Source organism: Desulfovibrio sp. JC010 (assembly GCF_010470675.1).
Classification (GTDB): domain Bacteria; phylum Desulfobacterota; class Desulfovibrionia; order Desulfovibrionales; family Desulfovibrionaceae; genus Maridesulfovibrio.
In genome coordinates, this window is record NZ_VOIQ01000005.1 from 59,778 (window position 1) to 73,685 (window position 13,908).

The 13,908-nt window shown below is 48.3% G+C and carries 10 protein-coding genes; 8 read left to right on the forward strand and 2 right to left on the reverse strand.

All coding sequences use genetic code 11. The features are described 5' to 3' along the window. The first annotated feature begins 673 nt into the window (after positions 1-673). From FMR86_RS07000 to FMR86_RS07015, 4 genes are all read left to right on the forward strand, one after another. Positions 674-1,246, forward strand: coding sequence for a TetR/AcrR family transcriptional regulator (locus tag FMR86_RS07000; RefSeq protein WP_163350381.1), 573 nt, complete (start codon positions 674-676; stop codon positions 1,244-1,246). A 179-nt stretch (positions 1,247-1,425) separates the two neighbouring features. After that, the gene (locus tag FMR86_RS07005; RefSeq protein WP_163350382.1) at positions 1,426-3,510 is read left to right on the forward strand and encodes a transporter substrate-binding domain-containing protein; all 2,085 of its coding nucleotides are present in this window, start codon (positions 1,426-1,428) and stop codon (positions 3,508-3,510) included. Positions 3,511-3,528: 18 nt separating this feature from the next. After that, on the forward strand, positions 3,529-4,428 hold the full coding sequence (locus tag FMR86_RS07010; RefSeq protein ID WP_163350383.1) for a TIGR01777 family oxidoreductase: 900 nt from the start codon (positions 3,529-3,531) through the stop codon (positions 4,426-4,428). Positions 4,429-4,574: 146 nt separating this feature from the next. Continuing rightward, positions 4,575-5,954, forward strand: coding sequence for an esterase-like activity of phytase family protein (locus FMR86_RS07015; RefSeq protein ID WP_163350384.1), 1,380 nt, complete (start codon positions 4,575-4,577; stop codon positions 5,952-5,954). Between the two features lie 179 nt (positions 5,955-6,133). Here FMR86_RS07015 and FMR86_RS07020 read toward each other — a convergent pair whose 3' ends face one another. After that, positions 6,134-6,784, reverse strand: coding sequence for a succinate dehydrogenase/fumarate reductase cytochrome b subunit (locus FMR86_RS07020; protein WP_163350385.1), 651 nt, complete (start codon positions 6,782-6,784; stop codon positions 6,134-6,136). A gap of 335 nt (positions 6,785-7,119) precedes the next feature. Here FMR86_RS07020 and FMR86_RS07025 point away from each other — a divergent pair, with 335 nt between their 5' ends. Then, positions 7,120-9,945 (forward strand): pitrilysin family protein, encoded by a 2,826-nt coding sequence (locus tag FMR86_RS07025; RefSeq protein WP_163350386.1) that lies wholly within the window; start codon positions 7,120-7,122, stop codon positions 9,943-9,945. 264 nt (positions 9,946-10,209) lie between these two features. On the opposite strand, the gene FMR86_RS07030 is transcribed toward FMR86_RS07025, so the two are convergent. Then, positions 10,210-10,839 (reverse strand): YigZ family protein, encoded by a 630-nt coding sequence (locus tag FMR86_RS07030; protein ID WP_163350387.1) that lies wholly within the window; start codon positions 10,837-10,839, stop codon positions 10,210-10,212. Between the two features lie 185 nt (positions 10,840-11,024). On the opposite strand from FMR86_RS07030, the gene FMR86_RS07035 reads away from it, so the two are divergent. From FMR86_RS07035 to FMR86_RS07045, 3 genes are all read left to right on the forward strand, one after another. Next, entirely contained in the window at positions 11,025-11,369 is a 345-nt protein-coding gene (locus tag FMR86_RS07035; RefSeq protein WP_163350388.1) for a DVU0772 family protein, read from the forward strand. 257 nt (positions 11,370-11,626) lie between these two features. Next, positions 11,627-12,817 (forward strand): PLP-dependent aminotransferase family protein, encoded by a 1,191-nt coding sequence (locus tag FMR86_RS07040; RefSeq protein ID WP_163350389.1) that lies wholly within the window; start codon positions 11,627-11,629, stop codon positions 12,815-12,817. Between the two features lie 201 nt (positions 12,818-13,018). Beyond that, the gene (locus tag FMR86_RS07045; RefSeq protein ID WP_163350390.1) at positions 13,019-13,867 is read left to right on the forward strand and encodes an ABC transporter six-transmembrane domain-containing protein; all 849 of its coding nucleotides are present in this window, start codon (positions 13,019-13,021) and stop codon (positions 13,865-13,867) included. The last annotated feature ends 41 nt before the right edge of the window (positions 13,868-13,908 follow it).

A 13,908-nucleotide genomic window follows, 5' to 3' on the forward strand; every position in this document is an offset into this window, starting at 1 on the left:
TATTTATGTCTTTCAGGTAGTCTTTGTTGTCTTTTTGTTTAGTTAAATCAACATATTAATAGAAAAGTTGATTGAAAAATCAAAAAAGTTACAAAACTTGTTGACAGGACTCGATACTGAACGTAGATATTGTTTCCAGTTGATGTCGCTCTGAAAAAGAGTTCAGGGTAGATGTCTGCAAGAGGTTGATGTAGCCTTCAGGTCTAGTATGTTTCCTGCCTCCGGCGACTGTAGGGGTTTCCGGAAGAGAGTTTGAAAGCTTCGCCTGATAAAGTTGGATGACGATTCAACCACAACAGCAGCTTGCAAGAGTTACTTTGACACAACACAGGGAGAAGCCCGCATCTCTCCCTGAGTATGATGGACATCACTTTTGATCACATAAAAATTTCAAATGTGCGGAGACGTTCCGGACGCTTGGTTTTTAACGATCAGCTTAGTAAAACACCTTCCGTTTCCATTCCTTAAAGCATAGGCCCCTCCCCCACCGGAGGGGCTTTTGTTCTTTACGGCAAAGGTGAGTGGGTATGAGTTCTTTGGAGAAGGGATTCAATATTTATAAGGGCTGCAGTTAGATGTGTGATCACTTTCAGATTGACCTTTGCTTGATTTTACGTGTAAAGATTTTTTTGTGTCGATAAATTTCAACAAATTGAAATAACGAGACTTTATAATGACCAAAAAGGATACAGTTTTAAAGGCGGCCAAGGAGCTTTTCGGTGAGCTGGGATACAGCGGCACCACCTTTAAGAAGATCGCAGACCGTGCCGGAGTGGCTGTGGGGCTGCTTTCCCATCATTACGGGAACAAGGAAAAGCTTTTTCGTGCTGCAGGTTTTGATGTTGCTGAACGTTTGACTCAGGCATTGCAGGATGAGGTCGTGCAGGCTGAAAACGGTTTTGATGCTGTTTGCAGGTTTGCGCGCCGCTATCTTGAGTTTTCCGTTGACCCTGATGAGGACTTTCTGGTGCTGATCAGGTGTTCGCCGTACAGTGATCTGAAAACCGGGGAAGACAGGGACGCCATGGTCCATAAATTCGTCCAGATTCCCGTATTGCTTGAAAACTGTGTCGCCCGGGGAGTGCGCGACGGTTCAATTCCCAATCTGCCTGTTTCTGAAACTGCATCTGTTGTGCTTTGCAACCTTGTCGGCGCGGTCAGAACCAACCTGCTTACCCCTTACAGCCCGCCCAGCCTGTATAAGGAAATTTTGAATTTTATCAGCAGGGCGTTGAAAGCGTCATAATTTCCGGTCATATAATTTTGGTTTTATTACCCCGGACGGCTTCTGGCTGTCCGGGGTATATTTTTGGTATTTGCCGGAAATTCTGGACAAAAGTGTGTTGTAGTGGTCTATTATAAACTGTGGATTATTATAGAATGGGGTAGGGTTTAAACATTCTGTTGAATAAGGGAGTTGCTGGCGTGGTTGCAGAGAAGGGTTCCGGGCTGAAAATTTTTCTTTTGCTGCTGTGGATCAGTTGTTTTCTTGCAGTGAAGCCTGTGTTTGCTGAGAGTATTCTGGCTGAGGGGGACAGTAATTATCCTCCTTATGAATATCTGGAAGACGGCGTTCCCAAAGGATTCAATATTGATGTGCTTCGCGCGGTTGCCAAAGCTTCCGATCTTGACCTCAGCATTAATCTCCGGCCTTGGGGAGAGGTTATGGAGAACCTTGAAAAAGGGGCCAATGACGTAGTCACCGGTATGTTTTTAACTCCTGCCCGGACTGAATTATTCGGTTTTTCAATCCCTCATAACATTGTTTCCCACACAATTTTTGTCCGTGAAGGTTCCGATATTAAGCGTCTTGAAGATCTGCATGGCAAGGAAATTCTGGTCCAGCGCAGTGACATAATGCATGAATACGCGCTGGAGCATTATCCCGATTCCATAATTGTTCCTGTGCCGGATCAGGGGCTTGCTTTGAAGATATTGTCATCCGGCAAGCATGATGCCGCTTTGCTGGGTAAAATGCAGAACCTGTTCCGGGCAGCCGAGTCAGGCATTGGAAATCTAAAGACGACAGGGGCTGATTTTGCTTTCGGGAAATATTGTTTTGCCGTTCGCAAAGAGGATGAGGAACTGCTCGGCAGGTTGAATGAAGGATTGAACCTGATCAAAAAATCAGGTGAATATGATAAGATTTACGAAAAGTGGTTCGGGGTTTTTGAGCGCAAAACCCTTTATGACCGGATAATTCATTATGCGGTCATTGTGTTGGGGCCATTGCTGGGCTTTCTGGTTGCTTTTATGCTTTGGGTATGGTTGTTGCGCCACAAGGTAAGGCAGAAGACTGAGTTGCTGCGTGCGGAACTTCACGAACGCCAAAAGGCGGAACAGAATCTGCAGAAAGTTCAACTATATCTTTCAAGTATAATTAATTCCATGCCTTCAGCCATAATCGGGGTGGATAATGAATGCCGTATCAATCAATGGAATATTGAAACGGAAAAGGTGTACGGTTTGCGGCGTGACGAGGTGCTCGGCAAATTGTTGGAACAGGTCCTGCCGGAGTTGTCCGGCGAAGTGAAGCGGGTTCATAATGCTTTGAAAACAGGACGGCAGGAGGTTGATCCGCTGGTTCGCCGTTACGTTGACAAGCGGGTAAAGTATGAGAGCGTAACAATTTACCCACTGGCCGAGTCCGGAGTGGAAGGGGCGGTTATCAGGATTGATGATATTACTGACCGTATGAATTTCGAACAGATGGTTATGCAGAACGAAAAGATGCTCTCGGTTGGCGGACTTGCGGCCGGAATGGCCCACGAAATCAACAATCCACTGGCAATTATTGTCGGTAATGCCCAGAATATCGCCAGACATGCATCGCATGATTTGAAGCGTAATGAACTTTTGGCTCAGGAATGCGGGACGAATATGGATGTCATCCATGAATATATGGAAAAACGCGGCATTCTTTATAGGATTGACGGCATTCTTGAAGCCGGGGGCCGGGCAGCGAAGATCGTATCCAATATGCTTAGTTTCAGCCGGAAAAGTGATAAAGTAAAAGGGTGTCACAGCCTGCCGGAGCTGCTTGATACGACAGTTGATCTGGTTTCCAGCAGCTACAGTTTGAAAGAAAAATACGATTTCAAGCAGATTGAGATTATCCGTGAGTTTGAAAAGGGAGTTCCTGATGTCTGGTGCGAGAATAATGAAATTCAGCAGGTCTTTTTGAACTTGATCCGTAATGGGGCGGAAGCTGCACAGACTAAACAGTACGGGGATGTGCGTCCGCACATGATTTTACGCGTTAAGCAGGCGGGAGAGATGGTCCGGGTGGAAATTGAAGATAACGGTCCCGGTATGGAAGAGGATGTAAGTAAACGTATTTTTGAGCCTTTTTATACCACAAAAGAAGTGGGTAAAGGTACCGGTCTGGGACTTTCTGTGTCGTATTTTATTGTTGCCGAGCATCATGGCGGAACCATGGAAGTTGATTCCATGCCCGGCGAATGGACCCGTTTTATAATTCAATTGCCCATAGAAGAGACAAAATGCTGATTTCGGCAAGGGGGGACCATGCGAGTTGTGATTACCGGAGGTACCGGATTTATAGGAAAAAGTTTGAGCCGGAAGCTGGCTTCAAAGGGATATCAGGTTGTCTGTCTGACCCGTTCCAGCCGTCCTTCTGATATTTCCGGGGTCCGTAATGTTGTCTGGGATGGAGAGAGTTCGGCTGGTTGGCTTGAACATGCAGATGGAGCAACAGCCATCGTCAATCTCGCCGGGGACAATATCGCTTCCGGACGCTGGACTGCTGCCAAAAAGAAAAGGATTCTTGACAGCCGGGTCAATGCCGGACGGGCGGTCAGTGAAGCCGTTGCCAAGGCAAAAGTTAAGCCGCAGGTGGTGATTCAAGGGTCGGCCATCGGCTACTACGGTGACTGCGGCCCTGAACCGGTTAATGAAAAATCAGCCAGAGGCGATCTGTTTCTTTCTGATGTGGTGGAAAAATGGGAAGCCAGCACAGATCCGGTGGAGGAGCACGGTGTGCGGCGGGCAATTGTCCGTACCGCAATGGTGCTGGGCAGCGGCGGCGCGCTGGCAAAGATGCTCGGTCCATTTAAGAGCGGGCTGGGCAGCTATCTGGGGCAGGGACACCATGGTGTTTCGTGGATTCATCTTGAAGATGAAGTCCGGGCTATAATTTTCCTGATTGAAAATGAGAAATGCAGCGGGATATTCAATCTCAGCTCAATCCATCCGGTAACATTTAATAAATTTGCCGACACACTCGGTAGCGTGCTTGATAAAAAAGTATGGCTGCGAACCCCGGCTTTTGTGCTCAAGCTGGCACTGGGGCAGATGGCCGAAGAGGTGCTTCTCAGTGGGCAGTTTGTTATGCCCGTGAATCTCATTGCTGCCGGGTTTAAATTTAATTTTACCGATATAGGTGATGCCTTGTGTGATATTGTGTAGTGGGAATTGGTAGAGTATTGTCATTTTGGGTATTTCATTAAAATGATTTCAAATCTTTGCACGAGTGACCTGATTGTAACTTGTGTGTGATCATCTTTGCGGGCAAAAAGTGTAGCTGCTGTGTGATAAAAAATATGGAGGCTACCATGCTTAAAAAATTGATTATAGCTGGTGCGGCAGTTGCTCTGAGTGCCGGGCTTGCGTTTGCGTCTGAGTTTGAAATTGAAAAGTACGAGATAGCAACTCCCCTGAAATCCAATGTTCCTTACAGCGGAAAGTTTGCTGCTGAATTTCCTGCTGGTTTTCCCATCGGAATCGGTTCCGGCATGACTTATATCGGTCTGGGTAAGGACGGAACCCGCTTTTTTTACGCCATCGGTGACCGTGGTCCTAACGCGGGCAGTCCCAAGGTAATGGTTGACGGTAAAAAAGTTCCTTCCAAAGTTTTTCCCGCTCCCGCATACACTCCTTCTTACGGTGCCATCGGCCTGAAAGACGGCAAAGTGACCCTCATGAGCACCATTGAGATCAAGGATATCAAGGGCAGGAAAATTTCCGGCCGTCCCATCCCTCCCGGAACCGTCGGTTCTACCGGTGAAATTCCCCTGAGTGATTCATACAAGGTCCTTTCATATGACCGTGAAGGTCTTGATACCGAAGGCATTGCCATTGACCGCAAGGACGGCAACCTCTGGATTTGTGACGAGTACGGCCCGTTCATCGCCAAGATGGAAGCCAACACCGGGCGTCTGATCAAGAAATACGGTCCCGGAGCAGGACTGCCTGAAATCGTAGGCAAGCGTCAGCCTAACCGGGGCATGGAAGGTATTGCGGTTACTCCCTCCAACAAAGTTCTCGGTGCTGTGCAGTCTATCTGCGACATCGACGGCAATGTAAAAGCCAGCAAGGCTCCTTTCACCCGTCTTGTGCTGCTTGATCCTGAAACCGGCGAGACCAAAATGTTCGCCTATCCGGTTGATGTAGAGGCTTACAAACGCTGCAAGGACGTTAAAATCGGCGATCTGCACGCTGTGAGCGATACTGAGTTCCTGATTGTGGAGCAGGGTAAAGGCAAGGACGGGTTGCGCAACCTCATTTATTTAATCGACATCAGCGATGCCACTGACCTGAGCGGAAAGAAGACCGCAGAAGGTAAAGAGCTGGAAGCTGTTTCCGGTGCTAAGGAGCTTGAGTCCCTCGGTATCAAAATGGCGAGTAAGAAAAAAATCATCAGCCTGCGTGAATACGGCTGGAAACCCAGCAAGGCCGAAGGGCTGGCACTGCTGCCCGATATGCGCACTCTCGCAGTCTGCTCTGATAACGATTTCGGTTTCGGTTCCAAAACTGTTGACCCCGCCACCGATAAGGACGGCAAGCCGGTTAAGAAAGCAACAAAATACGTGATTGACGGCACCAAGATGACCTACGACGGTCAGGAAGTTCCCACTTCCTTCAAGCTGGTACCTACTGGCGAAAAGGCCGGGTTCTGGATGATCAAGCTGCCTAAGAAAATCAGCCAGTATTAAATTAAATAAACAAACCAAATATAAAAACCGGGATGATCTCACAAGATCGTCCCGGTTTTTATATTTGTAACGGCGAAGCCCTACTAAAAAAGTTTGGGATTCTTAAACCCTTTTCAAAGGGTTTAAGCCGCCGGAGGCAAAATCAAATAATCAAAAGCGCGAAGCGCATCAACTCTCTCTTATGCACTCAAAGTCATGAATTTAGCCAGAGTAGCCAGCCCGATGCAGATGAAGAACACGGCCAGCCCGGTGGCGAATTTGTTCAGTCTACCGCGCTGGTAATCCTTGATGAATCCCCATTTGACGGCGATCCGGTACAGCCCGGCCACAACATGCATAACCACCAGCGGAGCCAGAACCAGATAGAAGAAGATCCACGGTCCGGACTGGATGCGTTCGGCAGAACGGGCTGCAGTGATGGGCAGGTCACTGAGTACAGCCCACATGTGGATAGCACCCATAACCAGAATCAGCATGGCGGACACCACCTGTACAACCCAGAGCCATGTGTCGCGGTGTTTGAGCATTTTTGCATGCTTCCAGATGGTTTTCTGGCCTTCCAGACGGAAGGGGATCTTGCGTGCAGCGAGATAGAAGTGAAAGAGGAAAAGCAGGAACAGGATCGGACCACCGATCTGGGCCATGTAATTTTCCTCGTAAGTGTGAGCGATAGTGTCCATGATTGCCGGACTGAATATCACACTTGAAACAAGGCTCATATGCATAAATACAAAAATGATAAGAGCCACCCCTGAAAACATCTGGAGCCAGTCCAGAATTGCGTCACTCTTGCCCCGCTTGACAGGAGCGACAGTAGAATTGAAAGACATCAGCACCTCCGTATAATAATTGAAATAAAATACCTCGCAACCGGTATTTTCCGCGCCGCAGATAATGTCCCCCGTAAGTTGTTTTGTCAATCAACATATACATTCTCTTTTGCAGATAAACTCCCGTAATAACGGGGTTGAAGGATAATTTAACGTTTTGGGAAATTGCTTGCGGTATAGTTTTGTTTTTTCCGACTTTTATTTCTCATCCGTTGACCTTAACGAAACCTGTGCTTAACTTCTTTTTTCAGTGTTTATGGGATATTGTTATTCGCCCTCTATTTTTACGATAATTTGTACTTCAAACCTGATTGACATACCGGAGTTTAAAAGACATGGTCCCTCAACAAAATGTGAAGGCTGCTCAAGCCGTTAAAGGATTTGATTTTGAAAAATTATGTATTTTTATGCTGCTTTGCGGGGTGCTGCTGATGAGTAGCGGATGCAAAGTGGAAAAGATAGATGCCAGCAGAAAAGAGGATGTTGCCGCCGGATTGATTGAAAATGAATCCGCTGCCGCCCCTGCTGTCACGGCAGTTGAGCCTGTTGCAGAAAAGACCGCACAGGAAGAACTGAGCAATGAAATCAAGAAGGCCCTTGCTTCCGGCGAAGGCCCGCACGTGATCAAGCTCAAGAACGGTATGTCCGTGCTGATCAAGGAAGATGACCGTTTTCCGCTGGTCAATGTTCGTCTGTTCGTCCATGCCGGGTCCGCTTATGAAGAGCCGGAGCAGGCCGGGATCAGCCATCTGCTGGAACATATGGTTTTCAAAGGTACGGAAACCCGCGCCCCCGGTCAGACAGCCCGTGAAATTGAGTCCGTGGGCGGTGATATGAATGCTGCCACCAGCTTTGACTACACTGTTTATTACGTGGAAGTCCCTGAGAACGAATGGAAGCTGGGCATGGATATTGTCACCGACATGACCTTTAACGCCAAGATTGATCCCGAAGAACTCAAGTCCGAGCGTGAGGTTGTGCTTTCCGAGCTGGAACGCGGTGAAGACAATCCCGGCAGCAGGATTTTCAAAACCCTGCAGTCCATTGTCTGGAAAGATACCAGTTACCAGTGGCCCATCATCGGTTACCGTGACACCGTAAAAGGTATTTCATCCGAAGATATCCACGCCTACATCGACCGTCTTTATCAGCCGCAATCCATGCTGCTCAGCGTGGTCGGCAAGATTGATCCTGAAGCGGTTGCAAGGGAAGCGGAAAGGCTTTGCGGCAGCCGCAAGTCCGTGAATCCGGTTGTTCCGCCCACTGTTTTTCCTGTTCCCGCAACAGGCAAGACCACCGTTAAGATAGTTCCGGGTAAATGGAACAAGGCATACATCGGTGCGGCATTCCCCATTCCCGGTCTCAGTTCCGCCAAGATTGCCGGACTGGAAACCATGTGTGAGCTGCTCGGCGGCGGGGAAACTTCCCGTTTGTACCGTAAGTTCAAATATGAAAAGCGCATGGTGGACAGCATTTCCGTGTCTTCCCTGACTCTTGAGCGGGCCGGGATGCTTTATGTTTTCGCCACCCTTGATGCTGATAAGGTCGACGAGTTCTGGAAAGAACTTATGGTTGAACTTTCTTCGGTTGACTTTAATGATTTCACTGACCGCGAGATGGACAGGGTGGTTATCAACCTTGAGGACTCCCTGTTCCTGACCAAGGAAACCCTTTCCGGGCTTGCCTCCAAGCTGGGCTATTTCCAGTTTTTTGAAGGCGGTCAGGAGGCTGAGGAAAATTACCTCTACGATCTGCGTAACATCACCCGTGAGCAGCTGCAGCTGCTTTACGATGAATATTTTGATCCTGAAAAGCTGGCTGCCTGCATGCTCATGCCGGAAGGCGTAGAGGCGGACGCGCAGGTTTTTGAAAAGGCCGTAGCCGAAAACTGGCCTGCAAAGATCAAGGCCGCAGCGCAGGCTGAAGACGCAGGGCCGGGCGAAGCTGATACCATTGAACTGGCCAACGGCAGCAAGCTGGTTTTCATACCTGATGAAACCCTGCCGTACACAGCCATGTCCATGTACTGGGTGGGCGGTGATGCTGACCTTACTCCTGAAGAGCAGGGGCTTGCGGCTATGGTTTCCCAGAGTTTGACCCGTGGCACCGAAACCATGAATGCCACCGAGCTTGAAGATTTTGTTTCGGACCGCGCCGCATCTCTCGGTGCTACTGCCGGACGTGAGGTGTTTGCCATCAATGCCAAGTTTCCGTCCCGCTTCACTGATGATATGCTGCCGCTGATCAGCGAAATAATCAGCAGCCCTCGTTTTGCTGCGGAAGAACTGGACCGCGCACGGCAGGATCAGGTCTCAGCCATCAAGCGCAAAGAAGACCGCCCCTTAAGCCTCGCTTTCAGGAATATTTTCCCTTTCCTTTATAAGGACGGCAGCTACTCCTATTTCCATCTGGGCATGCCTGAGGTCGTGGAGAAATTTACCCGTGAAGAGGTCGCCGGCTACTGGCAGAAGCAAAGTTCACGTCCTTTCGTGATTTCCATCTGCGGTGATTATGACCGTGAAGCTCTGACCGCATTTGCAAAAGGGCTGGATGGCAATCTGGTTGCAAAGGATACAGCTGTTGCCGTCCCCGCTCCCAATTGGGGAGGGGAAAAGGATCTGACCATGACCCTGCCGGATCGCAATCAGGCTCACCTGATGGTGATTTTCTCGGTACCGGGTATGGAAGATGAAGAAGCAACAGCCGGACTTTCGTTGCTCCGTGCCTCCCTTGCAGGGCAGAGCGGTCTGCTTTTTCGCGATCTGCGCGACAAGCAGGGACTCGGTTATACTGTGACCGCTTTCCTTTGGCAGGCACCCAAGACCGGGTTCATGGCCTTTTACATCGGCACCAAGCCGGAACAGCTGGAACAAGCCATGGCCGGATTCGACAAGACCGTGAAGATGCTTAAGGAAAGTGATCTGCCTGAAGATGAAATCCTGCGCGCCCGCAACATCCTGCGCGGCGAATACTATCAGGATCATCAGAGTTTGCTTTCCCGCAGCCGGGAAGCGGCCAGCCTGATCGTCAAAGGATTTCAGCCCGACCTTGATCAAAAAATAATCGAGCGGGCTGCAAAGATTGACGCCGCTCAGGTCAGGGAGCTTATTAACAAGTATATTGACTGGAATAATAAATATACGCTTACTGTAAAGCCTTAAGAATCCCTCCGGGGGCCAAAGGGAAAACTTTTGCAAAAGTTTTCCCTTTGGATTCCCTTTCAAAACCTTTTATTAAGCTTCGCTACGTTAGCGGAAGATAGTAACTAAAAAACTCGTCATAGCATCCACGCTATGACGAGTTTTCTATTTGTAAGGCTATTTTTAAAGTTATATGCGAAGCCTATTGAAAAGTTTTGAGGGGTTGGGGTCTGGGGAAGGGGAACTTTTCCCAAAAGTTCCCCTTCCCCAGCCGCCGGAGGCATCTTATCTCCAGATATCTTCCTCTTCTACCAATAACTCAGCCGTGCCGTTGGTGTCTTCTATGATCCGTGCACAAAAGGCTTCCACCTGATCCGAAGGCATGATCAGCGTAAACATGAGGCTGGCCCCGAAGGATTGCTCCTCGATTTCAGCCCGGTACTCATCGAGCATGCGCCGCAGCATGCCTTCCTGCGCGTAGGAAATTTCAAGGGTCAGCATGCGCATGGGTACCTTCATGACCACTTCCAGTTCTTCCAATCCTTGCTGTACCGCTCCAGAGTAAGCCCGCACCAGCCCGCCTGTTCCTAGCTTTATCCCACCGAAATATCTGGTGACCACAGCGGCTATCTCTCCGATACCGCTTCCCTGCAATACCTGAAGCATGGGCTTGCCCGCCGTGCCCTGCGGTTCTCCGTCATCGCTCATGCCCATATCTCCGGTCTGGGGCGGTCCGCCAATGAAAGCGGAGCAGTGGTGCCGCGCGTCCGGGAATTCGCTTTTGATGGCAGCAATGAACTTTTTGGCCTGCTCACGGTCCTGAACTTGACATAGGTCACAGATGAAACGGCTTTTCTTGATTATTTCTTCAGTACGGACTGCTTTTCCAGGAACAGGGTAGGCTTTGTTTTTCATGATGTTTAGTCTTTGATATGATTGAATTTGTTTGTTGGCTGCGATGTGTTGTTCATTAATACAGCAGCAAAATTTAAATTAAAAGGTATTTTAAGTGTTGACTTAGTAATAGGAATTGTTATTATTTAGTCAAGGTTGATGGGAAAACAACTAATTCGGATATTTTAGAAAGTAAGGAGATAATTATGGGAAGCCTCAGAGATTACAAGAATTGGGACATTGATTGGGAAATGACTCCTGAAGATGCAGTAACCCTGTACCTTGAGTGGGGTAACCATCCTTGGGATTCCAAGTTTGCACCGGTAACTTCCAAGAATGACTACACAAACTATTTTACCGTCTACCTGTGGGATGACAAGCCGAGGGTGCTTTTCGTGCGCAGGAATTCGGAAGAGGCTCGTGAACTGATGAGCATTGAACTGCCCAGGGATATTGCTGAAAGGTTCAGGAAGTCTGTCGGTAACCTTAAGGGTAATTACCCGGTTAATACCGAAGTGAGAGAATGGATTGAATCGCAGATGAATAATTAGTTCCCATCTCCTTATCATCTAGCCCGCAGGGGGACAGGCTCGCAGCCTGTTCCCCTCACTTTTTTCTGTGCTGCAGCAAAAAATGCATTCTGCCTCTTGTGTTCTAAATGAAAATCAGTATGCTTCCACTTATTCCAGCGTTCGCATTTCTTTATTCCCTAAAAAATACGCAACGAACTGCCGAAATACTACTGTCCTGATACAGTGGCGCAATACTGTACGCTTTTTCGGCCCCATATATTCTCAAGGAGGCTAGTATGCCCGTTAAATTTGCCGACCGCATGTCCACCGTGCACAGGTCCTTTATCCGTGAAATTCTGAAAGTGACTCAGGATCCTTCAATTATTTCTTTTGCAGGCGGTCTGCCCAACCCGGAACTATTTCCCGTGTCCGACCTTGAACAGGCTGCGGTCAAAGTCATGCGTGAAAGTGGACCGCAATCAATGCAGTATTCCACCACTGAAGGGTTTGAGCCGCTGCGCCAGTACATTGCAGATCGTTACCTTGATAAAAAAGGTATCAAAGTCAGTGCTGATGAAATCCTGATCACTTCCGGTTCACAGCAGTGTCTTGATCTGCTGGGTAAAGTATTTCTCAATGCCGGGGATAACGTTGTTATCGAACGTCCCGGTTATCTTGGAGCTATCCAGTCCTTTTCAATTTTTCAGTCCAATTTCCTTACCGTAGGTCTTGAGTCTGACGGCCCTGATCTCGCAGAGTTGGAAAAGGTTCTTGATGAAAATGAAGCCCGCATGTTTTACGCGGTAACCAACTTCCAGAATCCGTCCGGCCTGACCTACAGTGCTGATAAACGTCAAGGCGTAGCCGATATTCTCAAAGATCGTGATATCCTTTTTGTGGAAGACGATCCTTACGGTGAACTTCGTTTTATGGGCGATTTTGAAAAGCCCGTGGTGCGTGGGTATCTTGAGGAAAACGGTATCCTGCTCGGTTCTTTTTCCAAGGTTGCTGCTCCGGGATTCCGTCTCGGCTGGATGGTCTGTCCCACTGATGTGCGTGACAAGCTGATTATTGCCAAGCAGGCTTCAGACCTGCATACCAGCACCTTTGCCCAGCGGGTCATGCATCAGTATGTTACTGATAATCCGTTGGATGATCACATTGAGAAGATTCGTGAGTGCTACGGAAACCAGCGTGCGGCCATGGTCCGGGCTATTGATGAGTATTTCCCCGCCGAAGCGGAAGTTACCCGCCCTGAGGGTGGTATGTTCCTTTGGGTTACCCTGCCTGAAGGCATGTCTTCCATGGATCTTTTTGACGAGGCTATCAAGAACAAGGTGGCTTTTGTTCCGGGCCGTCCTTTTTATGTTGACGGCAGCGGCGAAAATACTTTCCGCCTCAACTTTTCCAACTCCAATGAAGAGCAGATTGCCGAAGGCATCAAGCGTCTTGGAGCGGGAATCAAGGAGTTCCTGAGCAAGGCGTAATCTTTGATTCAATTAAAATATGAAAGGCCCGGAAGCTGCTGCTTCCGGGCCTTTTCTTATGCGCCAAGCCCGACGTAATCATGACCTAACCGTTTTTGATTTCCTTGTGAAAAGGTTTGGCAAAGAAAGTCAAGTCGTGACCGCTTTGCAAAGCTATTGTTGAAAAGTAGCTGTAAATCTTAAAGCAAAGTGAGGCCTGAAATGACTTCTAAATCTATTTCCCTGAAAAATTTAATCCGCCGTTTCTGGCGTAAGACCCTGTTGACCTGGATATTTGTTCTGGTGGAGGGGGTGGCGATTGTTCTAATGCCTATGGTTATCGGCTGGGCCGTAGACGGGTTGATGGTCGATGATTTGTCCGGGATTTATCAATTGGCCGGATTATGCCTGATCCTGTTGTTGGCCGGTGCAGGTCGAAGGTTCTATGACACGCGGGCTTACGCAAAGATTTTTAACACTGTTGCCAACGAGCTTGTGCAGAATGAACGCGGGAAGAAATCAGGAGTTTCGAAGATCACAGCACGGACCAATCTTTTTATAGAATTTATCCATTTTCTTGAGGAGTCTATACCGGAGATCATTCAGCAGATCATAACTCTGTTTGGAGTTTTGTTGATAATAGTTTTTATCGATTGGAAAGTATTTGCGGCCTGTCTCGCAAGCGTTGCGGTGACGGGCTTGATCTATGCTTTCAGCGAAAAAAAAATATTTCAGTTGAACAAGGGCAGTAACGATGAATTTGAGCAGCAGGTCGATATTCTCACCCGGGCCAGCAGCCCTGAGATACGGGCTCATTTTAAAAAATTGACCATCTGGGATATCCGGATGTCAGATCTTGAAACGCTTAATTTTTCGGGTATATGGATTGCGCTTTCCGCTGTGATGCTATTTTCTGTTACCAGCTCTGTCTCAGCAGGATTATCCTTCGGTCAGGTTCTGGCTACGGTAATGTATGTTTTTGAATTCATAGAATGCATCATGTCTTTTCCGTTTTTTTATCAGGAGGTCGTGCGGCTCCGCGAGATCGGTGTGCGTTTGGCTGAGCCTTAATTTTTATTCTATAAACGTCGTGCCGGCATCAAGTTGCACAA